This is a genomic window from Pseudomonadaceae bacterium SI-3, assembly GCA_004010935.1.
Lineage (GTDB): Bacteria > Pseudomonadota > Gammaproteobacteria > Pseudomonadales > Pseudomonadaceae > Stutzerimonas.
Map to the genome: position 1 here is coordinate 4,219,024 of CP026511.1, position 25,781 is coordinate 4,244,804.

General features: G+C 60.5%; 17 protein-coding genes. 15 read left to right on the plus strand and 2 right to left on the minus strand.

Going from position 1 to position 25,781, the window contains the following annotated elements; translation table 11 throughout:
• Positions 1-60 precede the first annotated feature (60 nt).
• The 9 genes from C1896_19710 to C1896_19750 all read left to right on the plus strand — a co-directional run bounded on the left by C1896_19710 (position 61) and on the right by C1896_19750 (position 17,486).
• Positions 61-966, plus strand: coding sequence for a geranylgeranyl pyrophosphate synthase (locus C1896_19710; protein AZZ46953.1), 906 nt, complete (start codon positions 61-63; stop codon positions 964-966).
• A gap of 120 nt (positions 967-1,086) precedes the next feature.
• The gene (locus tag C1896_19715; protein ID AZZ46954.1) at positions 1,087-2,889 is read left to right on the plus strand and encodes an acyl-CoA dehydrogenase; all 1,803 of its coding nucleotides are present in this window, start codon (positions 1,087-1,089) and stop codon (positions 2,887-2,889) included.
• Between the two features lie 191 nt (positions 2,890-3,080).
• On the plus strand, positions 3,081-4,826 hold the full coding sequence (locus C1896_19720; protein AZZ46955.1) for a potassium/proton antiporter: 1,746 nt from the start codon (positions 3,081-3,083) through the stop codon (positions 4,824-4,826).
• Between the two features lie 109 nt (positions 4,827-4,935).
• On the plus strand, positions 4,936-8,238 hold the full coding sequence (locus C1896_19725; GenBank protein ID AZZ46956.1) for a mechanosensitive channel MscK: 3,303 nt from the start codon (positions 4,936-4,938) through the stop codon (positions 8,236-8,238).
• A gap of 80 nt (positions 8,239-8,318) precedes the next feature.
• Positions 8,319-9,779 (plus strand): YdiU family protein, encoded by a 1,461-nt coding sequence (locus tag C1896_19730; protein AZZ46957.1) that lies wholly within the window; start codon positions 8,319-8,321, stop codon positions 9,777-9,779.
• Positions 9,780-10,060: 281 nt separating this feature from the next.
• On the plus strand, positions 10,061-10,579 hold the full coding sequence (locus C1896_19735) for a type VI secretion system tube protein Hcp (protein AZZ46958.1): 519 nt from the start codon (positions 10,061-10,063) through the stop codon (positions 10,577-10,579).
• 258 nt (positions 10,580-10,837) lie between these two features.
• A complete protein-coding gene (locus C1896_19740) occupies positions 10,838-13,006 on the plus strand; it encodes a type VI secretion system tip protein VgrG (protein ID AZZ46959.1) in 2,169 nt (722 codons plus the stop codon).
• Positions 13,003-16,212 (plus strand): hypothetical protein, encoded by a 3,210-nt coding sequence (locus C1896_19745; GenBank protein ID AZZ46960.1) that lies wholly within the window; start codon positions 13,003-13,005, stop codon positions 16,210-16,212. The genes C1896_19740 and C1896_19745 overlap by 4 nt, the downstream gene beginning before the upstream one ends.
• 623 nt (positions 16,213-16,835) lie before the next feature.
• A complete protein-coding gene (locus C1896_19750) occupies positions 16,836-17,486 on the plus strand; it encodes a hypothetical protein (GenBank protein ID AZZ47746.1) in 651 nt (216 codons plus the stop codon).
• Positions 17,487-17,771: 285 nt separating this feature from the next.
• Here C1896_19750 and C1896_19755 read toward each other — a convergent pair whose 3' ends face one another.
• Positions 17,772-18,488: an MFS transporter gene (locus tag C1896_19755; GenBank protein ID AZZ46961.1), complete on the minus strand. Its 717-nt coding sequence runs from the start codon at positions 18,486-18,488 to the stop codon at positions 17,772-17,774.
• Between the two features lie 349 nt (positions 18,489-18,837).
• On the opposite strand from C1896_19755, the gene C1896_19760 reads away from it, so the two are divergent.
• The 6 genes from C1896_19760 (at position 18,838) to C1896_19785 (ending at position 24,563) form a co-directional block, all read left to right on the plus strand.
• Entirely contained in the window at positions 18,838-19,896 is a 1,059-nt protein-coding gene (locus tag C1896_19760) for an ABC transporter substrate-binding protein (GenBank protein AZZ46962.1), read from the plus strand.
• 249 nt (positions 19,897-20,145) lie between these two features.
• A complete protein-coding gene (locus tag C1896_19765) occupies positions 20,146-20,949 on the plus strand; it encodes a nucleotide pyrophosphatase (protein AZZ46963.1) in 804 nt (267 codons plus the stop codon).
• A gap of 59 nt (positions 20,950-21,008) precedes the next feature.
• On the plus strand, positions 21,009-21,857 hold the full coding sequence (locus C1896_19770) for an ABC transporter permease (protein AZZ47747.1): 849 nt from the start codon (positions 21,009-21,011) through the stop codon (positions 21,855-21,857).
• Positions 21,844-22,641, plus strand: coding sequence for an ABC transporter permease (locus tag C1896_19775; GenBank protein ID AZZ46964.1), 798 nt, complete (start codon positions 21,844-21,846; stop codon positions 22,639-22,641). Before C1896_19770 ends, C1896_19775 begins: the two co-directional genes overlap by 14 nt.
• Before the next feature lie 267 nt (positions 22,642-22,908).
• Entirely contained in the window at positions 22,909-23,910 is a 1,002-nt protein-coding gene (locus C1896_19780) for a spermidine/putrescine ABC transporter ATP-binding protein (protein AZZ46965.1), read from the plus strand.
• Positions 23,910-24,563, plus strand: coding sequence for an HAD-IB family hydrolase (locus C1896_19785; protein AZZ46966.1), 654 nt, complete (start codon positions 23,910-23,912; stop codon positions 24,561-24,563). The genes C1896_19780 and C1896_19785 overlap by 1 nt, the downstream gene beginning before the upstream one ends.
• Before the next feature lie 18 nt (positions 24,564-24,581).
• Here C1896_19785 and C1896_19790 read toward each other — a convergent pair whose 3' ends face one another.
• Positions 24,582-25,778: a hybrid sensor histidine kinase/response regulator gene (locus tag C1896_19790; protein AZZ46967.1), complete on the minus strand. Its 1,197-nt coding sequence runs from the start codon at positions 25,776-25,778 to the stop codon at positions 24,582-24,584.
• Positions 25,779-25,781 lie beyond the last annotated feature (3 nt).

Genomic DNA, 25,781 nt, shown 5'->3' on the forward strand with positions numbered 1-25,781 from the left:
TTATACACTCTGTACAGGTATTGTCACGATATCTAACGAAAAACGATACAGGAGGTCGTCATGGCCATCGCTTTGCCGGACACGCACCACGACTTCGGACGGACAGTCAGTACGCTGCGTGCACAGGTTGACGAGCGGCTTGGCCAGTGGCTACCGCTAGCGCCTCCGCAAGATGCCATCGCCACCGCCATGCGTGAAGGCACACTCGCGCCGGGCAAGCGTGTCCGACCATTGCTGCTGCTATTGACCCTCAAAGATCTGCAGCAGGACGCGACGGCCTTCGATGCCGGCCTCGACCTGGCTTGCGCCCTGGAGATGGTGCACGCCGCCTCACTGTTTCTTGATGACATGCCGTGCATGGACAACGCCGAGCTGCGCCGTGGCCGGCCGACCATTCACCGTGAGTTCGGCGAAGACGTCGCGGTCCTAGGCTCGGTCGCCCTGCTCAGCCAAGCATTCAGCATAGCCGCCTCGACAGCCAGCATCGACGCGTCGACGCGCAATCAACTGGTGCGTCTGCTGTCGCAAGCTACCGGCGCGCAGGGCCTGGTTCGCGGCCAGTTTCACGATCTGCGTGAGGGGCAACGCGCGCGCCCGCTCGAAGCCATTGCCCATACCAACCGCCTGAAGACCTGCCCGCTTTTCACGGCTGCGGTGGAGTCCGCTGCGCTGCTGGCCGATGCCAGCGCGAGCTGCACGCGCCATCTCAACGGTTTTGCCACTGAACTCGGGCTTGCCTTCCAGCTCCTCGACGATCTGGCCGACGGGCTCAGCCCTCAGCAGATCGGCAAGGATTCCGGCAAAGACGCCGGAAAAAGCACCGTAGTCGCCCTGCTCGGCCCCGAGGCGGCGCGCCAGCACATCGAAGAACATCTGGCACGTGCCGAACAGCATTTGATCGACGCCGGTATCGGCGACGGTCACCTGGCACAGCTACTCGAATATTTCTGCGCGAAGCCACACTAAGGCCGCCCAGGCAACCCCTAAAAGACGCTGCTGTGTCGACCCATCACTCGAATGTATGGTGCTAGGCAGCCGTCTCGCCGGCTCCTTAGACTCGAGTGCATGTAAACGGAGGATTTTTCCATGCCCGAGACTCTGCTCTGCCCGCGTAACCTGGCATTCGAACTCTACGAAGTACTCGACGCCGAAGGCTTGACCCAGCGCGAACGCTTTGCCGACCACAGCCGCGAAACCTTCGACGCGGCCATCGACACCGCCCGCAGCATTGCCGAGAACCTCTTCGCCCCGCACAACCGCAAGGCAGACGAGAACGAGCCGATCTACAAGGACGGCGAAGCGGTGCTGATTCCGGAAGTGAAGCCTGCTGTCGATGCGTTCATCGAGGCCGGCTTTCACAACGCGTCGCGCAGCTTCGAAGATGGCGGCATGCAGCTGCCCAATCTGCTTTCACGGGCCTGTTTCGCTCACTTCCAGTCGGCCAACATCGGCACCTCGTCATACCCGATGCTGACCATGGGCGCGTCGCACCTGATTGAGGTGTTCGGCAGTGATGAACAGAAACAGCGCTTTCTCCAGCCCATGCTTGAAGGCCGCTTCTTCGGCACCATGGCGCTGACCGAGCCGCACGCCGGTTCATCCCTGTCCGATCTGCGTACCCGCGCCGAGCCGGCCGGCGACGGTAGCTATCGCCTGAAGGGCAACAAGATCTTCATCTCCGGTGGTGATCATCCGCTGTCGGAAAACATCATGCACATGGTCCTGGCCAAGCTGCCCGACGCCCCGCCCGGTGTGAAAGGCATCAGCCTGTTCATCGTCCCCAAGTTCCTGGTCAACGACGACGGCTCGCTGGGCGATCGCAACGATGTGATCCTGGCCGGGCTGTTCCACAAGATGGGCTGGCGCGGCACCACCTCCACCGCGCTGAACTTCGGCGATAACGGCAACTGTGTCGGCTACTTGGTCGGTGAGCCGCACAAGGGCCTGTCGTACATGTTCCAGATGATGAACGACGCGCGCATCGGCGTAGGCATGGGCGCGATCATGCTCGGTTACGCCGGCTACCTGTACTCGCTCAACTACGCGCGGGAACGGCCACAAGGCCGCCTGCCAGACGGCAAGAACCCGGCATCGTCGCAGGTTCCGATCATCCAGCACACCGACGTCAAACGCATGCTGCTGATGCAGAAAGCCTACGTCGAAGGCGCCTTCGATCTCGGCCTCTATGCCGCGCGCATCGTTGACGAAGAGCAGACCGCAGGGACCGAGGAAGAGCGCAAGAGCGCCCACGAGCTGCTGGACCTGCTCACCCCGATCGTCAAATCCTGGCCTTCGGAGTACTGCCTTAAAGCCAACGAGATGGCCATTCAGATCCTGGGCGGCCATGGCTACACCCGTGAGTACCCGGTTGAGCAGTACTACCGCGACAACCGATTGAACCCGATTCATGAAGGCACGCACGGCATCCAGTCACTCGACCTGCTGGCACGCAAGCTGACGCAGAACGGTGGCGCCGGACTGCGCCAGTTGCTCGGTCTGATCCAGAGTACCTGCAAGCGGGCGGGCGAGTTCAGCTCGCTGGATGCGCTGCGTCAGCCGCTGGAGCAGCTCCTGGCGCGCCTGACCGAGGTCACCCAAGCGCTGCTCGGCGACCTGATGGCTGGCAAGATCAACCAGGCACTGGCTAACTCGGCCCTGTACCTCAAGGTATTCGGTCACGCCGTGATCGGCTGGCGTTGGCTGGAACAGGCGATTCACGCCGAGCAGGGGCTGGCGAAGGGCAACGAGGCGGACGTCGATTTCTATCGCGGCAAGTTGCAAGCTGCACGCTACTTCCTGACGTGGGAAGTGCCGAGCTGCCACCACGAACTGGATCTGCTGGCCGGTCGTGACGACACCTGCCTGACCATGCAGGAAGACTGGTTCTGACCTGGCGCCCGACACGTTGTACGTGTCGGGCGGCCACAATCAATCAAGACGCCGTTTATCGGCGCCACCTCCTTATCCGAAACGCCCGTCGCTCCGCCGGGCTTTTTTGACAGCACGTCAAAACCGCGGGTTAGAATCGCTGGCATGCAGCCTGCATGCTTGCCAGCAGCACTAACCTTCGGAGAGCGCGTTTGGATATCGGCAACATCAACCAACTGTTCTTTGTCGGTGCTCTGTTGGTTGCGGCGAGCATCCTGATGAGCTCTTTGTCGACACGCCTCGGCGTGCCTATCCTCGTCATCTTTCTCGCGGTCGGCATGCTTGCGGGCGTCGACGGTATCGGCGGCATCGTCTTCGACGACTACTCGCTAGCATTCCTGATCAGCAACCTGGCCCTCGCGATCATCCTGCTCGATGGCGGCATGCGCACCCGCGCCGCCACCTTCCGCGTCGCACTCTGGCCGGCGTTTTCGCTGGCTACAGCAGGGGTGGTTGTCACGTCCGGCCTGACCGGTCTAGCTGCAGCCTGGCTATTTGATCTACCCATGATGCAGGGCTTGCTGATCGGCGCCATCGTCGGCTCGACGGATGCCGCCGTGGTGTTCAACCTGCTGAACGGCAGGGGGCTCAACGAACGGGTCGGCTCAACATTGGAAATCGAGTCGGGCAGCAACGACCCGATGGCGATGTTTCTCACCGTCGCGCTGATCGACATGCTCGCCTCCGGCCAGACCGGGTTCGGCTGGGGCTTTTTCATCAGCCTGCTGCAGCAGTTCGGTATCGGTACCCTGCTAGGACTTTCTGGAGGCTGGCTGCTGCTGCACCTGATCAACCGCCTTTCTGTCGCGGACGGGCTCTACCCGCTGCTGGCCGTCGCTGGCGGCATCATGATTTACGCGCTGTCCGGCGCCATCGGCGGCAGCGGCATTCTGGCGGTCTACGTCTGTGGCCTGCTGCTGGGCAACCGCCCCATCCGCAACCGTCATGGCATCCTGCACATGTTCGACGGCCTCGCCTGGCTCAGCCAGATCGGCATGTTCCTCGTGCTCGGCCTGCTGCTCACGCCCAGTCAGCTGTTGCCCATCGCCCTGCCGGCGCTGGCCCTTTCACTGTGGATGATCCTCTTCGCCCGCCCACTCGCAGTGTTCATCGGGCTGGCACCGTTTCGCAGCTTCCACCTGCGTGAGCGCCTGTTCATTTCCTGGATCGGGCTGCGCGGCGCGGTGCCGGTGATTCTCGCGGTATTTCCGCTGATGGCAGGGCTGGAAAACGCCCAGCTGTTTTTCAACGTGGCGTTCTTCATCGTGCTGGTTTCGCTGCTCCTGCAAGGCACCACCCTGACCTGGGCCGCGAAGAAGGCCAAGGTCGAGGTGCCGCCCTCGCCGCTGCCGATCTCCCGCGCCGGGTTGCAGATTCACACGACCAGTCAGTGGGAACTGTTCATCTATCGCCTGACCGCCAAGAAGTGGTGCATCGGCGCCGCGCTGCGCGAATTGAAGATGCCCACTGGCACACGCATCGCAGCCCTGTTCCGCGGTAAGGCACTGCTGCACCCGTCGGGCAGCACGCGCCTGCAAGTCGACGACATCCTTTGCGTCATCGGCCACGAAGAAGACCTCCCGGCGCTTGGCAAGCTGTTCAGCGAAGCCCCGCAGCGCGGCCGAGACATGCGTTTCTTCGGAGACTTCATCCTAGAAGCCGAGGCCGAGATGAGCGCCCTTGCGGCCCTGTATGGCCTGAAACTGGGTGAAGTCGACGGCAGTCAGCAGATCGGCGACTTCATGGCCGAACGCGTCGGCGGCAAGCCGGTTACGGGCGATCAGATCGAATGGAACGGCCTGACCTGGACCATCGCCGCGATGGAGCATGGCCAGGTGCGCAAGGTTGGCCTGAAGTTTCCCGAGGGCAACAAACCGGGTCCATCGCTGCATTTCTGAAGCGCTGTACAGCCGCGACGCACCGAGCCAGAGCGTTCCGATCTATGGGCTCGCCTCGGCCTTCTGCAGCCCTTAGACTCCGCACTCTTTTCTTCACTCGATAATGTTCATGGCACCCTTGCGTATCTTCTTGCTGGCGACCCTGCTCGCCTTCGTTCCCGCTTCAGCATTCGCTCAATCCATCCCAGGCCTGACCGGCACCAAACCGGCCGCCGAAGAGTCGAAACCTGCACAGCCAAGCGCTGACGAACGTGCTCAACGCCTTGCTGAGCAGGCCGCGACCGCGCAGCAGCGACTGACCGAACTGAAGGCCGAACTCGCCAGCGCGCCGAAAGAAATCGCCGAGTCCCAGCGAGACCTGAGCAAACTCAAGGCCAGCGACACCAGCGATCTGGTCGAAAAGCTGGCCAAACTGAAGATGCAGGCCCTCGAGCAACGCCTGGCAGAGCGTGTCGAGGAGTTGTCGACCTGGCAGACAGCGCTGACCGCGGCTAACAGCATGATCATCAGCGCCCAGACGCGTCCCGAGCGCGCCCAGGCCGATATCAGCAAGTCACAGATGCGGATCGACGAGATCAACAACCTGCTGAAGGCCGGCCGCGAAAACGGCAAGCCACTGAGTGATGAACGCCGCGCCCTGCTTGCGGCGGAAAAGTCCGCCCTCAACGCGCAGATCGAACTACGTCGCAACGAACTGGCCGGCAACAGCTTGCTGCAGGACCTGGGCATTGCTCGCCGCGACCTGCTGTCCGAGCGCATCGCCCGTGCCGAGCGCGAAACCATGGCGCTGCAGACGGCCATCAACAACAAGCGCCGGGAAGAATCCGAACAGACCGTCGCCGAATTCTCGCTAAAGGCCGAGAAGACCGGCTCCGACAAGCTGCTGCCGGCCGAAAGCGCCGAGAACAAGCGTTTGTCTGGCTACCTCTTGCGAGCCACCGAGCGGCTCAACGACCTCACCCAGCAGAACTTGCAGACCCGCCAGCAACTCGACACGCTCAACCAGGCCGACCAAGCACTGGAAGAACAGATCGCCGTTCTTGAGGGCAGTCTGCTGCTGTCGAAGATCCTCTCGCAGCAGAAGCAGGCCCTGCCGCAGCTCTCGCTGGATAGCAACCTGGCGGATGAGATCGCTGATATTCGGCTCTATCAGTTCGAGCTGAACCAGCGCCGCGAAGCCGCCGGCAATGTCGAAGACTATGTAGAGCAACAGCTGGCCAGTCAGCCTCCCAGCGAGGTGACTCCCGAATTACGCAGTGCGTTGCTGGAGCTGGTTCGCACACGCAGCGAGCTGCTGGATCGGCTCAACCATTCGTTGAACGCTCTGCTGAGCGAGTCGATTACGCTGCAGCTGAACCAGCGCCAACTGCAGAGCAAGGCCGAAGCCCTGCGCAATACGCTGGACGAGCAGATGTTCTGGATCCCCAGCAATCGGCCACTCGATCTGGACTGGTTCAAGAACGTGCCCACGTTGCTCGACCGCCAGCTGCGGGCGATGCCCTGGGGCTCGGTGTTCGAAGCCTTAGGCGCGGGCCTGCTGGAGCGGCCACTGTTCTTCGTTCCGCTGTTGCTGATGATCGGCGTGCTGCTCTGGCGCCGTCAGGCAATCAACACCAAGCTGGATTCGCTGAGCAGCGACATCGGGCATTTCCGTGACGACAGCCAGCTGCACACGCCAATGGCGCTGCTGCTGAATCTGTTGCTGGCGCTGCCGGGCGCATTGTTTCTCGCGCTGTGCGGTTACCTGCTGCAGATGGACGGGCGCGGGCAGAACGACGCCCTCGGCGCCGCGTTCTATCAGATGGCGCAGGCCTGGTTGGTGTTCTATAGCGCGTATCGGATGCTCTCGCCCAATCGGGTCGCTGAAACGCACTTCGGCTGGTTCCGTCCGCAGGTCACCTTCCTGCGCAACGAAATCCGACGGCTGGGGCTGGTGGTCATGGCCCTGGTGGCCGTGGTGGCGATTGCCGAACATCAACCGGGCAATCTAGTCGACGATGTGATCGGCATCGTCGTGGTCCTGGTCTGCTTCGCCTTGATGAGCTGGCGCCTCACGCGCCTGTTGCTGAAAGGTCCGGCCAGCCAGAACGCGTCACCGCTTCAGCGCTTCATCGGTCTGCTGTTCAGCCTCCTGCCGCTGGTGCTGATCCTAGTGGTGGGTTTTGGCTATTACTACACGGCGCTGAAACTGACCGGGCGCTTGATCGATACCTTGTATCTCCTGCTGGCCTGGATCGTCATCGAAGCGACGCTGATTCGCGGGCTAACCGTCGCCGCTCGCCGACTAGCTTACCAGCGTGCCCTGGCCAAGCGTGAAACTCAGCCCGACGAGCCCATGGACAGCAGCGAGGCAAGCGGTGAGGACGGCCTCGATATCGAGCAGGTCAACCAGCAGTCCCTGCGACTGACCCGCCTGGCGATGTTCGGCCTGTTCTTCGCGGTGCTCTATTGGGTCTGGGCGGATCTGATCAGCGTGGTCTCCTACCTCGATAACGTCGTGCTCTACGAATTCGTCAGTGGTGCTGGCGACACCGCTACGACCAATGCCATCACCCTTAACAACCTGCTTGGGGCTCTGCTGATCGTCGCCATCACGGTGGCCCTGGCGCGCAACCTGCCGGGTCTGCTGGAAGTGCTGGTGTTATCAAAACTGCACCTGGCGCAGGGCAGCGCCTATGCCACCACGACGCTGCTGTCGTATCTGCTGGCCGGCATCGGCTTCGTCTCCTTCCTGTCGACGCTTGGCGTCAGCTGGGACAAGCTGCAGTGGCTGGTGGCGGCGCTCTCGGTTGGCCTGGGCTTCGGCATGCAGGAGATCTTCGCCAACTTCATTTCCGGTCTGATCATCCTCTTCGAACGTCCGGTGCGGATCGGCGATGTGGTGACCATCGGCAATCTCTCAGGCACGGTCAGCCGGATTCGCATCCGTGCCACCACCATTACCGACTTCGACCGAAAAGACATCATCGTCCCAAACAAGACCTTCATCACCAGCCAGCTGGTGAACTGGTCCCTGAGCGACACCATCACCCGCGTGACGATCAAGGTCGGCGTCGCCTATGGATCCGATCTGGATCTGGTGAAAAAACTGCTCTACAAGACCGCGAATGAAAACCCGCGGGTGTTGAAGGAGCCGGAGCCGCTCGTATTCTTCCTGACCTTTGGCGAGAGCACGCTCGACCACGAGCTGCGCGTCCACGTACGCGACCTCGGCGACCGCAACCCCGCCACCGACGAGATCAACCGGGCCATCGACCGCGAATTCGCCAAGGCCGGTATCTCGATCGCCTTCCGCCAGGTCGATGTATTCCTGAAAAACTTCGACGGTAAACAGCTACACCTGGGAACCGCGCCACGGCTCGCTCAGCCCGATAACCAGGGCGCTACGCCGCCCACCGACAGTCAGGCCTGAGGAACGTCACCTCCTTTCCCGGCCTCCAAACACAAAGCGCGCCCGCACAGGGCGCCGAACCGCAAGGTGCCGGAGCCCCCGTGAAGACGCTTACCGAGCTGAATTTCGACAACCGCTTCGCCCAGCTGGGCGAGGTTTTTTCTTCCGAAGTCACGCCCCAGCCGCTCGAAAATCCGCGCCTGGTAGTGGCCAGCGAAGCCGCCATGGCCTTGCTCGACCTCGACCCGGCAACCAAGGACGATCCGCTGTTCACCGACCTGTTCGCCGGCCACAAGCTCTGGAGCACGGCGGAACCACGTGCGATGGTCTACTCCGGCCACCAGTTCGGCAGCTACAACCCGCAACTGGGCGATGGCCGTGGTCTGTTGCTCGGTGAGGTGGTCAACGAGGCGGGCGAGCATTGGGATCTGCACCTCAAAGGTGCCGGCATGACGCCCTATTCCCGCATGGGTGACGGCCGTGCCGTGCTGCGTTCATCAATCCGCGAGTTTCTTGCCAGCGAGCACCTGCACGCGCTGGGTATTCCCAGCTCCCGCGCGCTCTGCGTGACCGGTTCGGAGACGCCGGTCTACCGTGAACGCCAGGAGCGCGGCGCAATGTTGATGCGCCTCGCGCCCAGCCACGTCCGCTTCGGCCACTTTGAATTCTTCTACTACACCAAGCAGCACGACGAATTGAAGAAGCTGCTTGATCATGTTGTCGAAAGCCACTTTCCCGAATGCCTGGAGCATCCAGAGCCATACCATGGTTTCTTCCGTGAAGTGCTGGAGCGCACCGCGGAAATGGTCGCCAAATGGCAGGCTTATGGCTTCTGTCACGGGGTGATGAACACCGACAACATGTCCATTCTAGGCATCACCTTCGACTTCGGTCCTTACGCCTTCCTCGACGATTTCGATGCGCGATTCGTCTGCAACCACTCCGACCATGCCGGCCGGTATTCCTACGAGAATCAGGTCCCAATTGCGCACTGGAACCTCGCCGCGCTGGCGCAGGCGCTGACGCCCTTCATCGCCATTGAGCAGCTGCGCGCGACCATGGACCTGTTCCTGCCGATCTACGAAACGGTGTGGCTCGATCTGATGCGCAAACGGCTCGGCTTGCAGACCGCCGAGGAGAGCGACAAAGAGCTGATCCAGCGCTTGCTACAGCTGATGCAGAGCAGCGCCATCGATTACACGCGCTTCTTCCGCGAGCTCGGTGACAGCCCGGCAGAGAAGGCTCTGGCTCGGCTGCGTGAAGATTTCGTCGACATCAAAGCCTTCGATGAATGGGCCGCGACCTACCGCCAGCGTTCCGAGCGCGAAAGCGTCGATCACGAGGCGCGCCGGACCCGCATGCACGCAGCCAACCCGAAGTACATTCTGCGCAATTACCTGGCGCAAAAGGCAATCGAGGCCGCCGAGGCAGGCGACTACGGCCCGGTGCGCGAGCTGCATGGGGTGCTTAGCCGCCCCTTCGACGAGCAGCCAGGCATGGAGCACTACGCCGAGCGACCGCCGGAATGGGGCAAACACCTAGAAATCAGCTGCTCGTCCTGAGCCATCGCGCTGCGCAGAATGCTGCGCAGGCTTTGGCTTGGGGCGATCGACCTGTAGTTGTGAAGCGAACAATGACGGGTGCTAGAGACACATGCGCCAAATGTTGCGCAACTGCGGGCAGGATGTTGCCCAACTAAATGTGAGCGATGGCGCAGAGCAGACGGTCTCGACCTCAGTGGATACGTCTAACCAATTGAAACGTAAGGATTAAATATAACTGGCACGCGCCTTGTACTTATTCTGCTGCCATTCTGGCATTCAACAAGGCAAGGAGAGCGTTCATGCCAACACCCGCGTATCTGTCCCTCGAAGGCACCAAGCAAGGCCTGATCACCGCAGGCACTTTCACCGAGGACTCGGTCGGCAATATTTTCCAGGAAGGACACGAAGACCAGATTCTGGTGCAGGCTTTCCAGCACCAGGTGATCATCCCGCGCGACCCTCAGTCCGGCCAACCCACCGGCCAGCGCGTGCACAAACCCCTGATGATCACCAAGGTGTTCGACAAGTCGTCGCCGCTGATCTTCAACGCTCTGACCTCGGGTGAACGCCTGAACAAGTGCCGCCTGGAGTGGTACCGCACCTCCTCCACCGGTACTCAGGAGCACTACTTCACCATCGAACTGGAAGATGCGGTGATCGTCGACGTGCAGTCGCGCATGCCCAACTGCCAAGACCCGAACATGTCCCACTTCACCCATCTGGAAGACGTGTACTTCACCTACCGCAAGATCGTCTGGACCCACGAAGTCTCCGGTACTTCTGGCTCCGACGACTGGCGTACCCCGATCTCGGCATAAGCCTCGATCAGGCCTCGCGGCTACGGTTAATCCACATCGGCCAGGTTTACCTGGCCGATGCGTTTCCAGCTGACGCATTCGGCAAACAACGTAGTGCTTCACACGGATATTTCGCCAAAAGGGCGAGAATAGCTGCCAGATTTCTGCGGAACTGGATGACTCTCCAATCCGCGCTACGGCACGCCAGAAATACAGACGATGCCGCCTTGCGAGCCATTACCGGCTCGCCGCCATGGACTGGTTACAAAGGAACAGGGAATGTTCAATCCGGCTAACGACACGCACTTCAGCCTTGCGATTGAAGGCGCTCAATATGACTTGCAGGTACTCGAATTCAAGGGTCGAGAGGCCATCTCGCAGCCCTTCGCGTTCGACCTCGAACTGGTCAGCGAGCGCTCCGATATCGACCTGGAAAGCCTGCTACATCAGCGCGCCTTTCTAGCCTTGTCGCCTGCCGGCAAGGGTATCCATGGCTTGATCTACAGCGCAGCGCAAGGCAACTCCGGCAAACGCCTGACGCGCTATCGCGTCACCTTGCGTCCACAGCTAGCCTATCTATCTCACCGCACCAACCAGCGTATCTTCCAGCACCTTTCGGTACCGCAGATCATCGCCAAGGTGCTAGAAGAGCACGGCATTCTCGCCGGCGACGGCCACCGCTTCGATCTTGGCCCGGTGGTCTATCCCAAGCGGGACTACTGCGTTCAATACGATGAAACGGATCTTCAGTTCATCCAACGCCTCTGTGAGGAAGAAGGCATTCACTACCACTTCCGGCACAGCGATGCCGGCCACATGCTGGTCTTCGGTGATGACCAGACGGTATTTCCGACACTTGCCTCGGTTGCCTATCAGCAGGACAGCGGTCTGGTTGCCGATGAGCCGGTCATCAAGCGTTTTGGCGTGCGCGTCGAGACCCGCACCGGCCGCGTCACCCGCCGCGATTACGATTTCGAGAAGCCCCGTCTGACCATGGAGGCGGCGGTTAGAAGCAACACCCAGCCCGACCTCGAGGTTTACGACTATCCCGGCCGCTTCGTCGACCGCGAGCGAGGCAAGCACCTATCCCGGCGCGCGCTGGAACGCCATCGCCACGACTTCGAACTGGCTGAGGGAGAAAGCGACCAGCCGCTGCTGGTCAGCGGCCACTTTCTATCACTCAGCGATCATCCGCGCAGCGACTGGAATCAGCTCTGGCTGCTGACTGAAGTTTTCCACGAAGGCAAGCAACCTCAGGTGTTGGAAGAGTCCGTCACCGATTCTTCAGACATCGCCGCGCTGACGCCCTTTCCCCTAATTGGCAGGGAAAGGGAAGTCCGGCTAAGGGATGAGAGGTCCCTTGCCAACAACGACTTCACCCAAGGCTACCGAAACCAGTTCACTGCGACCCCTTGGGCTGTCCCCTTCCGCCCCGCACTTCGCCACCCCAAACCACGCATCCTCGGCAGCCAGAGCGCGGTCGTAACCGGCCCGGCCAGCGAAGAGATCCACTGCGACGAATACGGCCGAGTGAAGGTGCAGTTTCTCTGGGACCGCGAAGGCAAAGCCGATGAGCACACGAGCTGCTGGCTGCGTGTCAGCTCAAGCTGGGCCGGCGACCGCTATGGCGGAATCGCCATCCCGCGCGAGGGGATGGAAGTACTGGTGACCTTCCTCGAAGGCGACCCCGACCAGCCCCTGATCACCGGCTGCCTGTACCACAAGGAAAACGCCGTTCCCTACGAGCTGCCGGCTAACAAGACCCGCAGCGTCTTTAAGACCCTGAGCAGTCCGGGCGGTGGCGGTTACAACGAACTGCGCATCGAAGACCGCAAGGGCGCCGAGCAAATCTACCTTCACGCCCAGCGCGACTGGGACGAGAACATCGAACACGACCAGAAGGTCCGCGTCGGACACGAACGCCACGACACCGTCGAGGCCAACAGCTACAGCGAATTCCGCGCCGAAGAACACCGCACCACGCATACCGACCGCCGCAGCGAAGTCAAAGCAGACGACCACCTGACAGTCGGCAATAACCAGCACGTCAAGATCGGCACCGGCCAGTTCGTTGAAGCCGGCAACGAAATCCACCTCTCCAGCGGCCTGAAAGTGGTCCTCGAAGCCGGCAGCGAGCTGACCTTCAAAGCCGCGAGTAGCTTTATCAAACTCGACGGTAGCGGCATCACGATGGTCGGGCCGATTATCAAGATCAACTCCGGCGGTGGACCGGGCGGCGGTTCGGGGGCGGCTCCAGTGTTACCGATCATTCCCAAGCCCGCAGATACCGCACCGACCGGCGATAAGACCGGCCAAGCCAATATCAATCCGCTGTTGCCGCTGGCAAGCCTAGGTCAACAAGGGCCACAACAGCTGATCGTCGATGTATGGGGCGACCCGGCCTTGGGCGGCCAAGTACAACTGCTCGACCCGGAGGAGGAAGCATGAGCGAGCTGAAGGGCCAGCCCATCAAGCAGGGCACCCGCAAGCGCGCGGAATACGACAATGCGCGCCGTGCGCGGCTCGCGCTGAATATCGGACGCGCCGACGGCGGCGAGCTGCAGATCCCGGTCGAAGTAGATATGCGCAGCAATGAGGAAGAAGAGAATATTCAGCAGAATACCTTCCTCGCAGTCATGCCGATGGCGCGCTTGCCGGGCTACGATCGCTACGACGAGGCCCCCAAGGGCGGCTTGCTTAGAGCAGGAAGACTGTACGTGTTCCGGCAAGGGAAACTTTGGCGCGAGCTGGAAAGCGACGGCCATGGGCAATTCTTCGAAGTGGATATAGTCCATTGGCGAAAGACGGCCAAGGCAGGCGACAATGCGGATGAGCGCAAGCCCGTCGGCGTCAAGCAGTATCTGATCCTTTTGCCGATGCTGCTGAAAGGTCGTTTCGTTGGGGACGAATTCTCCATGGCCTACAGTGAGCTGCCCTGGACCTGGGAATATATACAGTGGCTGGAGGCCAGTTCCGGGCGCATCAAGCAACGCTGTCAGAACGTAGCGCCCGCCTGGGCCGCTGCCGTGGTAGGCCCCGAGCAATGGAAAGCCACCCAAGCGATGCCGGTCATCCCGATCACACGCATCAGTAAAGGCATGTGTGCCCGCGAACTGCACCTTGAAACCCTGCTCGAAGATCCCTTGCTACTCAATACCGGCCTTACCGAGTTGCCCGCCGCCTCGCTGGTTAAGCAGCTCGAACAACGGCAAAAAGAGTTGGCTGGCTTTATGCGCACTGCGCCACCTGATCCTCTGCCAGTATTGCCGGCAAACAAAGACCTGCTCAACGAATACCAGTTGCGCGACTATCCGCAACTGGTCGGGGTGATGCTCGACGACCCCATCTTCGCCCTGCGCCATGCCGTCGCCCAGTCGCGGCTATGCGCGGAACTGCTGCAAACCCTCAACGCCCTGGTGCCGCACCAACCCTTCGGCCGTTATGCCGAGTTGCTCTACAAGGAGGCCATGCCAGCTGATGGACCTCTACAAGAATTTAAACGGCATATCGATATTGCAGCGCTAAAAAAAGCCACCCTGCACAGCGAACGCGAACAAGCCCGCGAACAGCTTTACCATCAGCAGGAGCGCATGCTTGAGTTGGTTAAACGCCTGCCAGCAGTGTGGAACGATTTCCTCCACAGCCACGACGAACGTCTGCTGGAGCCTTATGCCCAACTGACCGAACTGCTAGAGGTCCTCAACCGCTCGCCCAAGGGGTGCGATCCGCGCTGTATCGAAGCGCAGGATATGAAAGTCAGTGCGGCCGTGGACAAACTCAGTCGCCAACTGGTCGAGGCCACCCATGCGCTGACAAGAGGCTTGTTGGCCAATGCCCAAAACGAGTTGCCAGAAGCCGCCAAACGTCTACAGGCCCTTGCGGCCAGCGGTATCGCCGTCAAGCCGGAGCGCTTGGGCCTGAGTGCGCTGAGCTTTCTCAACAATGCCTATATCGGCCAGAACCTGATGATGGCAATGGATGAACTGCTCAACCATGTCGCCTTGGCCAGTGCGCTGGCGGTCAAGCGCATCAGCGAAAACACCAGCGTTACCCAAGTTCAGCTGCACCGCAGCTTCGCCCCAACCTTCGATGTGCTGAAAAAGCTGCATAGCCAAGCGAAAGGGCTGAAACTGCTGACCCAAGGCGAAGCTCTGGCCAAAAATATGGTGGTGCTGGGCGTGCATGGCGACGGCTTCAACTTTGGCATCACCGACGCCGAGCGCATCACCCTGACCCGCGACAACTACCTGTATGCCAGCCTGGAAAAGAACAATGGCCAGGTACTCGCCACCAGCAGCGGCAAGCTGGCCGAGCGCCTGAACTTTGCCCGTAAAGACCTGGGCCAGGTCATGGTGGTGGCTGCCGAAGCCAACGATCCCCTGGTCGCCGACTATAAGCAGTGGCGCACCGGCGCCGCCCACCTGAACACCGCCAAGGCCCTCGCCAATAGCAAGACGTTGCCCGTACTGGCGACTGTGTGTGCGGGGTTTAGTTTGTATGCGAATCTATGGGGAGCAAAAGACTTAATCAGCCAAGGCGAGGTAGAACGATGGACCATTGGCGCAATGGGCGCTACAGCAGATCTTGGGTTAGCCAGTAATAACGTTGCGCTCAAATTGCTAACCGATGCCAAGCGTAGCGGCAACCCATGGCATGTGTTCTGGGAGCGAGGCCGCTTTCAAACCTCAGGCTTCTGGGCCGAAAACCTGCTAAAGCGTACTGGCAGCACATGGCTAAATGTGTCGCGTGTCGGCTCGGCTGTGGCCATGGGAGTAACGGCTTTCTTGTTTGCGTGGGACGCCGGACGCGCCCTGCGTGACGGCGACGACGATGTCGCCATGGCTAATATGATCGCCGCCAGCGGCTCGGGTATCTGGGCGCTCTATACCGTTGGTCTGCTAGCCAGCCCCTGGTTGCTGGGGCTGGGGATCGGTCTGCTGGTGGCCGGTGTGATTGGCACCGTATTACTAGCCGATGGCGCGGTGGAACAGGCCATCAAGCACGGCCCCTTCGGCACCAAGCAGCGCCTGCCGCAGATGAACAACCCCTTGCAGGCTTACCAGCAACTGCTGGGGGCTCTGGGCGAGCCCCGCGTCCATATTGAGCGGCTACAGTTCTGGCAGGACAAGGCCAGTGCGGCGGACAACGCTCGCCTGCTCGATGCGCAAACAAGCGCGCGTGGTTACCTGGCACGGCAAGACTGGGTGGTCGAACTGAGCACCCCGCTGCTGGGCCAGTTCCGCAATGGCCTCGACTTCCGCCTAATCGCCAAGGAAGTGCTGCGCACCCGTGGTCATACCTCGGGTTGGACCTACCGTTACCAGCCTATCCCCAAGGAAAAGCTTGGCGCTGTGGTGCTCGACGGTAATCGCTTGCTCTTTGTGCTGCCTGCACAATTTGTTGTGGCCTCGGCAGATGACCCGCTGCGCTACAGGCAAGCCATCGAATACAGCCTTAAGGTCTGTGGGCAGTTCGAACTGGGCGAAACTATGTGCCACGCGGACGATCCCTTCCCAGGCTATAACCGCATCACGCTCCCCCAGCCAAAGCCGCGTAGCTGGCAAGCGTTTGCAGCGCAGATGCCCACAGACGGCGACAATGCCGATGACGTGGCCTACTGGCTGATTACACAACGGGACTTTGCCAAAATATGAATGCCTCCGTTAAACCGACAGCAACTTATGCCGATTCGGCCTACTGCAGCAACGCCATTCCGGTTCAACCACCGCATAAGTGGCCGCAGGATGCCGACCGTACTGGCCCGACTCGGACGCAATTGCGCTGGGGGCACTATGCCAACCTAGTGCCTTCGCAGGATGTAGATGCACAGTTGCAGCCCGGTATGCGTGACTATCTAGACAAAAAAAAAGAAAATGACCTTTATATTAATCAAAAGCGCTGGAACTTCGATAACACCAGCAAGTGGATGATTCTGATTCCCTATTTAAAATATGCGTCAATGCTTTTTATACCGTGGATGCTGTGGGGGGTTATGACTACAGAAGCTCTCGCTGTAACTATAGCGTGGGCGGCAGAAATAAATAGCGCCAACTCATATGTCGTCATTGGCTTTCTCTCCATTATAGTATCTTTTTTATTTATGGGTCTTAGTGCTTGGTATGTGTGGGGCGGCGATAATCCGCGCTATAAACAATATCTAATCCATGTTGCATCTGGCTTTTTAGTGGCGCTAATAGCCTCTCTAGCAACCTTTGAGGACTCCTCGTCCGGTACAGATATGTTCTGGCTTTGCGCTGGCATGGCCCTTAGTGTCTTTATGGGCCTAATCGGCTGGGATTACTTACAAGACCTTTACCTGCGCGTATTCGCTCACGATGACAGCGGCTTTAACCGCCAGACCGGCATGCTCACTATTGGCAGGCGCTTTCAAAAACCCTTTAGCGCACCGCTCTATGAGTTCGATGCCACCCTGGAATTCCGCCCCGGCCCGCACGGCAACAGCGGCTTCGCAATTTGGATGCACCACCGCTACACCTCGGTCGAGGTGTTTCTCGGCGCTAAAATCCAATCCCTGGGCATGAACCTGGAAGAAGCTCTGGCGTTCTGGGATACGCTGCAGCGCTATATGGACGTGACCCAACCCTTACCCGAACTGCCGATTCTCGAACAGTTCCGCCACCTCGACCCGACTACCGCCGAACACGACCGCCAGAGCAAGCGCGACCCGCGCCGTTGGCGTGATATGCCTTACCGGGCCTGGGAGCGCCGTGGCCGTGCGGAAATGATAAAGCGCAACCGCGACTACAAATGGCAGGAACAACCCTGCATCATCCAATCCAAGATCGACCCCGGCCTGAGCATCGAAGCCTACTACCGCAGCCAGGAAGCCAAGGGCATCCAGGCCACGCCCAAGAGCGACGACTTCGATGACGTCCATCAGCATCACATCGGCACCGAACGCAGCTGACGAAAAATGGAGCGCTGCTGGCAGCAAATACCGCTAATGACCGGAAAGGTGACAGTATTTGGTGCTGAACGCCGCCTGCGCCGTACCGCCGTTATTAACACGGCCCGACGACCATGGCGCCCGATATCGTTGAGACCGATCTGCCACCATTCAGGCGTTACTCCGCTGCCCAGGTAGGCTGACCAAGCGTAACCCTGCATACGCTCTGGTCTCGGCAAATCTAAAACCGCCCCGCTGCACGCCGGAGGTTAATCCTACAAACAGACCAGCGAATCAGCATTCGCCCTACTCCGGCACCTCCACACACACATGAATCGCATCATGCCGCCAATACTCCACGTCGCAGTCAATGATCCGCTCATGCTGATCGCGGTTCAGACGGGTGATGCGCAGGGCTGGGCTACCGGGGGCGGTGCGCAGGGTTGATGCGGCTTCCGGGTGCAGGGCAGTGGGGACCATGTCGAAGCGGACGCAACCGTAATGGATGCCGTATTCGCTGGCGTACAGCTCGGTAAGTGAGCAGGTCAGGTCGTACTTCAGGATGCCGGGAAAGTGGACTGGGTTCAGGTAGTGCTCGACGTAGAGTACAAGGCGGCCGTCGATGCGGCGTGCGCGGCGTATCTGGATGACGCTCGATAACGCTGCAAGCTCCAGGCGCGAACAAATCTCCGCAGTAGCGGGCTGCAGCCTTGCCGACAGCACCTCGGTAGCAGGCAAACGGCCCTGTTCGCCCACCATCGCGTGGAAATGGCTCCGCACCAGTGGGTTGTAGAGCACCCGAGGTGGCGACACGAACCAGCCACGGCGGTCTTCGCGATAGATCATGCCGAGGGATTCCAGCTGCCCCAAGGCTTCGCGTAGCGTGATGCGTGTGGTGGCGAACAGCTCACTGAGCTTTCGCTCGGACGGCAACTGCCCGCCCGGCTGCAGCAAGCCATGACGGATCTGCTCCTGTAGCGAGCTACAGATCGCCGTTACCGTCCGCGGGACTTCATAGCGCATCGTCTTTTCTCACTGGACTATACCAAGGACCAAAGCGGGGCACGGGCTGCCGTCTTTTCCCAGTTGATGGCGCGTAACGCTAGAGCGTAATGATGACTGTCGCATGACAATGCAGCGGCAAAAACAGCCCGCGGACCGTATAGATAACGCGGTGCACTACGGACAAAAAAACTGTGCAGGCCTTTTCAGGCAGGGTTTTGCGCGTGCGCTAGGCTTGTTACGGCACTCCTGTCGCAGTGTCGCCCGTTACGGCGACGGCGGAGGCAACGACATCAAACTGTCACTTGCGCCCCCTAGTTTGGTTGCATCGAACTGATCTAGACCAACCGACCTGCGAAAGGAGCTTCGAATGAAACGACTGCTGCTGGCTTCACTACTGGGATCAGCCATCGCCCTGGCGACATCGGCGAACGCTGCACAAACGGATCTAAAAGCGCTCGAAGAGGCGGCTCGCGCGGAAGGTGAGGTCAATAGCGTCGGCATGCCGGACAGCTGGGCCAACTGGAAGGATACCTGGCAGGATCTGGAAAAGAAGTACGGTCTCAAGCATATGGACACCGACATGAGTTCGGCCCAGGAGATCGCTAAGTTCGCCGCCGAAAAAGACAATGCCACGGCCGACATCGGTGACGTCGGCGCCGCCTTCGGACCGATCGCCGTTCAGCAAGGTGTTACCCAGCCATATAAGCCCACCACATGGGACCAGGTTCCCGAATGGGCCAAAGACAAGGACGGGCACTGGATGCTGGCCTATACCGGCTCCATCGCCTTCATCGTCAACACGCAGCTGGTCAAGGATGTGCCGACCTCCTGGGCCGAGCTGAAGGATGGTCAGTACAAAGTCGCCATCGGCGATGTCAGCGCTGCTGCACAAGCGGTCAATGGCGTACTGGCCGCGGCCATCGCCAACGGTGGGGACGAGACGAACATCCAGCCGGGCCTGGATTATTTCGCCGACATCGCCAAGCAGGGCCGCTTGTCGCTGTCGAACCCGACGATCCAGACACTGGAACGCGGCGAAGTGGAAGTGGGTGTGGTCTGGGACTTCAATGGCCTGTCGTACCGCGACCAGATCGACCCCAGCCGCTTCGAGGTCGTGATTCCGTCAGATGGCTCGGTGATTTCCGGCTATACGACCATCATCAACAAGTGGGCCAAACACCCCAACGCCGCCAAGCTCGCCCGCGAATACATCCTCTCCGATGCCGGGCAGATCAACCTGGCCAAGGGCAACGCCCGGCCGATCCGCGCCGAGCACCTGACACTGCCCGCCGAGGTTCAGGCCAAGCTGCTGCCGAACGAGCAGTACGTCAAGGTCAAGCCGATCGAGAACGCCGATGCCTGGGAAGCAACTTCCAAGGCTCTGCCGCAGCAGTGGCAGGAAAACGTGATCATCGAAATGGAGTGATCGGCTGCCAACCGACAGGATCGTAAGGTGGTGAGCGGCGCCCCACTTCAGCCCGCCAGTACGCAGGCGGTGGGCTGAAGCCCACCCTACGACGCGCACCAGGTGTGCCGGAAGACGGATTGGGTCGGGTTTTTGTAGGGTGGGCTTTAGCCCACCAGAGAAAGTCCCGCAGAAGAAACGGTGGACTGAAGCGGAGCGCCGGCCGGCCCACCCTACGGCCCACTGCTGATGCTGATAAGGAACAGTCCCATGGGCAAAGCCATCCTCGTTGTGCTCGACGGCCTCAGCTATCAGGTCGCGGAGCACGCGCTCGGTCATCTGCAGGCCTATTGCGTGGCCGGCCGGGGAGCGCTGTACCGCTTGGAATGTGAATTACCCGCGCTGTCACGCCCCCTTTATGAATGCATCCTGACCGGCGTGGCACCAATCGACAGTGGCGTGGTGCATAACGACGTGGTGCGGCTATCCACCGAGCGCAGCATCTTCCATTACGCCCGCGACGCTGGTTTGAGCACGGCGGCCGCGGCCTATCACTGGGTCAGCGAGCTCTATAACCGCGCGCCCTTCGTGGCAGCACGCGATCGTCATAGCGAAACGCCCGAACTGCCGATCCAGCACGGTCACTTCTATTACGAGGATCACTACCCGGACTCGCATCTGTTTGCTGACGCTGAAAGTCTGCGGCTGCGGTTCAGTCCCGACTTCCTGCTGGTGCATCCGATGAACATCGACGACGCCGGCCACAAGCACGGCCTGGACTCATCCCAGTACCGCAACGCCGCGCGCCGCGCCGATATCCTCCTCGCTGACTACCTGCAGCGCTGGCTGGACGATGGTTACCAAGTGTTGGTGACGGCCGATCACGGCATGAATAACGACCGCTCCCACAACGGCCTATTGTCCGAAGAGCGCGAGGTGCCACTGTTCGTTCTGGGTTCAGCATTCAGCCTCGACCCAGGCGCACGGCCGAAACAGACCGAGTTGTGCGGCACACTATGCGAGTTGCTCGGCGTGGCCCATGACAAACCACTGTGCCAGGACCTGCTGAAATGAGCGCGCCGCTTGAAGACAACCTCAAGACCGCCGCCATTCGAGACGGTGCTGTGCCTGGAATCGCAGACCGTCGGGCGCCGCGCCGCAAATGGCTGGCCCTGCTCTGCCTGCTGCCGTTCGCCGTGTTCTTTTTCGCCTTTCAAATTGCTCCGCTGCTGTGGGTCACACTCAACAGCCTGAACACGGCGGACGGCTGGAGCCTGGCCAATTTCGAGAAAGTCTTCGGCTCCAAGTTCTATCTACAGGCTATCAAGCACAGCTTGCAGATCGCCTTCTGGTCGAGTCTGTTCGGCATCGTCATCGCCATCCTTGGCAGCTACTCGCTGCGCCAGGTCGATTCGAAGTTGCGCGACTTCGTCATGGCCTTTTCCAACATGACCAGCAACTTCGCCGGGGTACCGCTAGCGTTCGCCTTCGTCATTCTGCTCGGTTTCAACGGGGCACTGACGATCCTGCTCAAGCAGGCCGGCATCATCGAGGACTTCAATCTCTACTCCAAGACCGGCCTGATCGTGCTCTACACCTACTTTCAGATCCCGCTGGGCGTGCTGCTGCTCTACCCCGCCTTCGATGCACTGCGCGAGGATTGGCGCGAGTCAGCCTCGTTGCTGGGTGCGGGCACCTGGAGCTACTGGCGTTATATCGGCCTGCCGGTATTGACGCCGGCACTGCTGGGCACCTTCGTCATCCTGCTGGCCAATGCGCTGGGGGCCTATGCCACGGTCTATTACCTCACCACCGGGAATTTCAACGTGTTGCCGATCCGCATCGCGGCGATGATTTCCGGCGACATTTCCCTCGATCCGAACATGGCGAGCGCACTGGCGATGGTGTTGGTTGGGCTCATGGGCGTGATCACCGTGGCGCATCAGCTGCTGCTCAGGAGGAGCTACCATGCGGGCCGCTGAAGCCAAGCGCGGTGCGCTGTACCACCGCATGGTGGTGTGGCTGCTTTTCTTCATCCTGTTGCTACCCCTGGCAGCGACCTTTCTCTACTCGATCTCAAGCAGTTGGTCAGCGACCATCCTGCCGGACGGGCTGACGTTCAACTGGTATGTGCAGCTCTGGAGTGAAGAGCGCTTTCTGCGGGCGTTCGCCCAGTCGCTGCTGGTCTGCCTCGGGGCGCTGACCCTGGCGGTGGTGCTGATCCTGCCGCTGCTGTTCGTGGTGCATTACCACTTTCCCAAGCTCGACGGGCTGATGAACATCCTGATCCTGCTGCCGTTTGCCGTGCCGCCGGTGGTGTCCTCGGTCGGCCTGCTGCAGCTCTACGGCTCGGGGCCGCTGGCGATGGTCGGCACGCCCTGGATCCTCATTGGCGCCTACTTCACCATAGCGCTGCCGTTCATGTACCGGGCGATCAGCAACAACCTGCAGGCGATCAATCTGCGCGACCTGATGGATGCGGCCCACCTGCTCGGCGCCAGCACCTGGAAAGCGGCGTTTCTGGTGGTGCTGCCGAACCTGCGCAAGGGGCTGATGGTGTCGCTGTTCCTGTCGTTTTCGTTTCTGTTCGGCGAGTTCGTCTTCGCCAACCTGCTGGTCGGCACCCGCTACGAAACCTTGCAGGTCTATCTGAACAACATGAAAAACAGCAGCGGCCATTTCAACAGTGCGCTGGTGATCTCCTACTTCTTCTTCGTACTGGTATTCACCTGGGCGGCGACCCGGTTGAATCGGGAGAAGCCCTGAGGGGCAGTGTTTGCAAGAAGGCCTGGCTAGTTTGCTCGGTGGGCTGAAGCCCACCCTACGTGACTCACCGGGCGTACCGGAAGGCGTGCTCAGCGGGTTTTGTAGGGTGGGCTTTAGCCCACCAGAGAGAGCCCCGCCGAAGAATCGGCGGGCTGAAGCCCATCCTACGGAATAGCAGCGTGGCGCTGAAACGGAGCACCGCCTGGCCAACCCTTTTTTACGACAGGCCCCGGCCAACGCTGCGGCTATTCGAGACAGGAACACTCCATGAGCTACCTTTGCGTTCGTAACCTGCACAAAGCCTATGGCGACACCCAGGTCTTCAGCGATATCGATTGCGAGATCGCCAAGGGTGAGCTGATTACATTGCTTGGCCCCTCAGGCTGTGGCAAGTCCACGCTGCTGCGCTGCATCGCCGGTCTGACCGAGGTCGACGGTGGTCAGATCTTGCTGGATGGCGAGGATCTAGTGCCAATCTCACCGCAAAAGCGCCAGATCGGCATGGTCTTCCAGAGTTACGCACTGTTCCCCAACATGACGGTGGAACAGAACGTCTCCTTCGGCCTGCGCATGCAGAAGATTGCCAGAGATGAAAGCGCCACTCGGGTGGCCGAGGTGCTGGCGATGGTCGAGCTTGGTGAGTTCGCCCACCGCTACCCGAGCCAGCTCTCGGGCGGACAAAGCCAGCGTGTGGCTCTGGCGCGCTCACTGGTCACCCGCCCTCGCCTGCTGCTGCTGGACGAACCCCTGTCGGCCCTGGATGCGCGCATCCGCAAGCACCTGCGTGAACAGATCCGTGCGATCCAGCAGGAGCTGGGACTGACCACCATCTTCGTGACCCATGATCAGGAAGAAGCACTGACCCTGTCCGATCGCATCCTGCTGATGAACGCCGGCCGCATCGTCCAGAGCGCCGATGCCGAGACCCTGTACACCGCGCCCGTGAGTGCCTTCGCCGCTGGCTTTATCGGCAACTACAACCTGCTCGACGCCGATGTCGCCTCACGACTGTTGCAACGCCCTGTCCATTCGAAAGTGGCGATCCGACCGGAAGCCATTGCCCTGGTCAATTCATCAGGAAGTAACGAGGGGATCGCGGCGGTCATCAAGAGCCATAGCCTGCTGGGCAATGTGATCCGCTACCGCGTCGAAGCGCGTGACGTCGACCTGATGGTGGACGTGCTCAACCGCTCTGCCGCCGATCTCTATCCCCACGGCCGCCAGGTAAGCCTTACCATCGACGCTTCGGCAATTCACGAGGTGGCTTGATGGCACTGGCAATTTTTGATCTGGACGAAACCTTGATCGATGGTGATTGCGCCAGCCTATGGGCGCACGAAATGGCCAAGATCGGCTGGGTGGACGGGGAATCCTTTCTGCGCAAGGACGCCGAGCTGATGGCCGAATACGCCTTCGGCACGCTGGCAATGGAAGACTACATGGCCTTCAGCCTGACGCCGCTGGTGGGCCGTACGGCTGAAGAAGTGGCTCATGTTGTCGAGCCCTTCGTTGAAGATGTGATCGAGCCGCTGATCTACAGCGATGCCATGCGCCAGGTCGCTCAGCACCGCAAGGCGGGTGACCGCATCCTGGTGATCTCCGCTTCGGCAGCGTTTCTGGTCGAAGCAGTGGCCAGCCGACTCGGCATCGGGGATGTGCTGGCGATTCAGTTGGAAGAACAGCACGGTTTCTACAGTGGCAACACCCGTGGGGTGCTCACTTACCGAGAAGGCAAAGTCAGTCGGTTGCGCGAGTGGGCTGAAGCTGAGGGTGAATCGCTGGAAGGGGCGTATTTCTACTCCGACTCGATCAACGATCTGCCGCTGCTCGAGCAGGTGTCGCACCCACACGTGGTGAATCCTGATCCGCTGTTGCGCGAGCAAGCGGAGGCCAAGGGCTGGCCGCAACTGAGCTGGGCCTGAGTTTCGCCCGGGGCCGCCTCAGGCTCCGGCGTTCAGCGGCAGCAGAACACGGAACAGCGCGCCCTTTCCCTCTTCGCTCTCGACCTGAATGAGTCCGCTGTGCGCCTTGATGATCTGCTCGGCGATGAACAACCCGAGCCCAAGTCCGGCGCTACTCTCGCTACCTTCAGCTCGCTCGAACTGACAGAAGATTCGCTCCAGACTCTTCTGGCTGATGCCGATGCCGTGATCGCGCACCTCGATGCAGGCGCCCGCTGCGGTAGTACTGACGTTCACCTGCACCGGTTGGCCGGCGCCGTAACGCATGGCATTGGTCAACAGGTTCGCCAACACCTGCTCGATACGAAACTCGTCCCAAAGGCCGATCACCGGCTCTGGACGCTGGAACAGCAGTGTGCAACCGCTCGCTTCCATCTGCGGGGCGAAATTCTCCACCACGCTGGCTACGAGCTTTCCCAGATCCACCTGCGTCGGCCGAATCGACAGTTTGCCGGTACGGATCCGCGAGACATCGAGCATGTCATCGATCAGCCGGATCAGGCTCTGGATCTGCCGTTCATCCTTGTCGACCATCTGTTGCAGCTTGTCCTCGCTGAACGCAGCAAAGTTCTTGCGGCCAAGCTGCAGCTTGCGCAACTGCACTTCGAGGATGAGGGTGTTGAGCGGCGTCTTCAGCTCATGGGAAACGATGGACATGAAGTCATCGCGCATACGCACCGCATTCTCTAGCTCGACCTTGGTACTGCGCAGCTCGTCGAGCAACACTTCCTGCTCGCGGCGACTGCGCTCCAGCTGTTCAAGCTGACGCGCCAGGCGCTTGCGATTGCGATACAGGTCGACGAACACGCTGACCTTGCTGCGCACTGCATGGGTATCCAGCGGCTTCTGCATGAAGTCGACGGCGCCGCTCTCGTAGCCCTTGAATGCGTAGTTGAGCTCACGTCCGGCAGCGCTGACGAAGACGATCGGAATCTGCTTGGTACGCTCGGTGCTGCGCATCAGTTCGGCCAACTGAAAGCCGTCCATGCCAGGCATCTGTACGTCGAGTATGGCCAGCGCGAACTCATGGCGTAGCAGCAACTCGAGCGCCTGCTCAGCCGACTCAGCCTGATGCACGTGGATGCCTGGGCCTTTCAGCAGCGCATCCAACGCCAGCAGGTTCTCAGGTAGATCATCGACTATCAGCAGATTCGCTTCATCGGTGTGTTCGAGCATGGG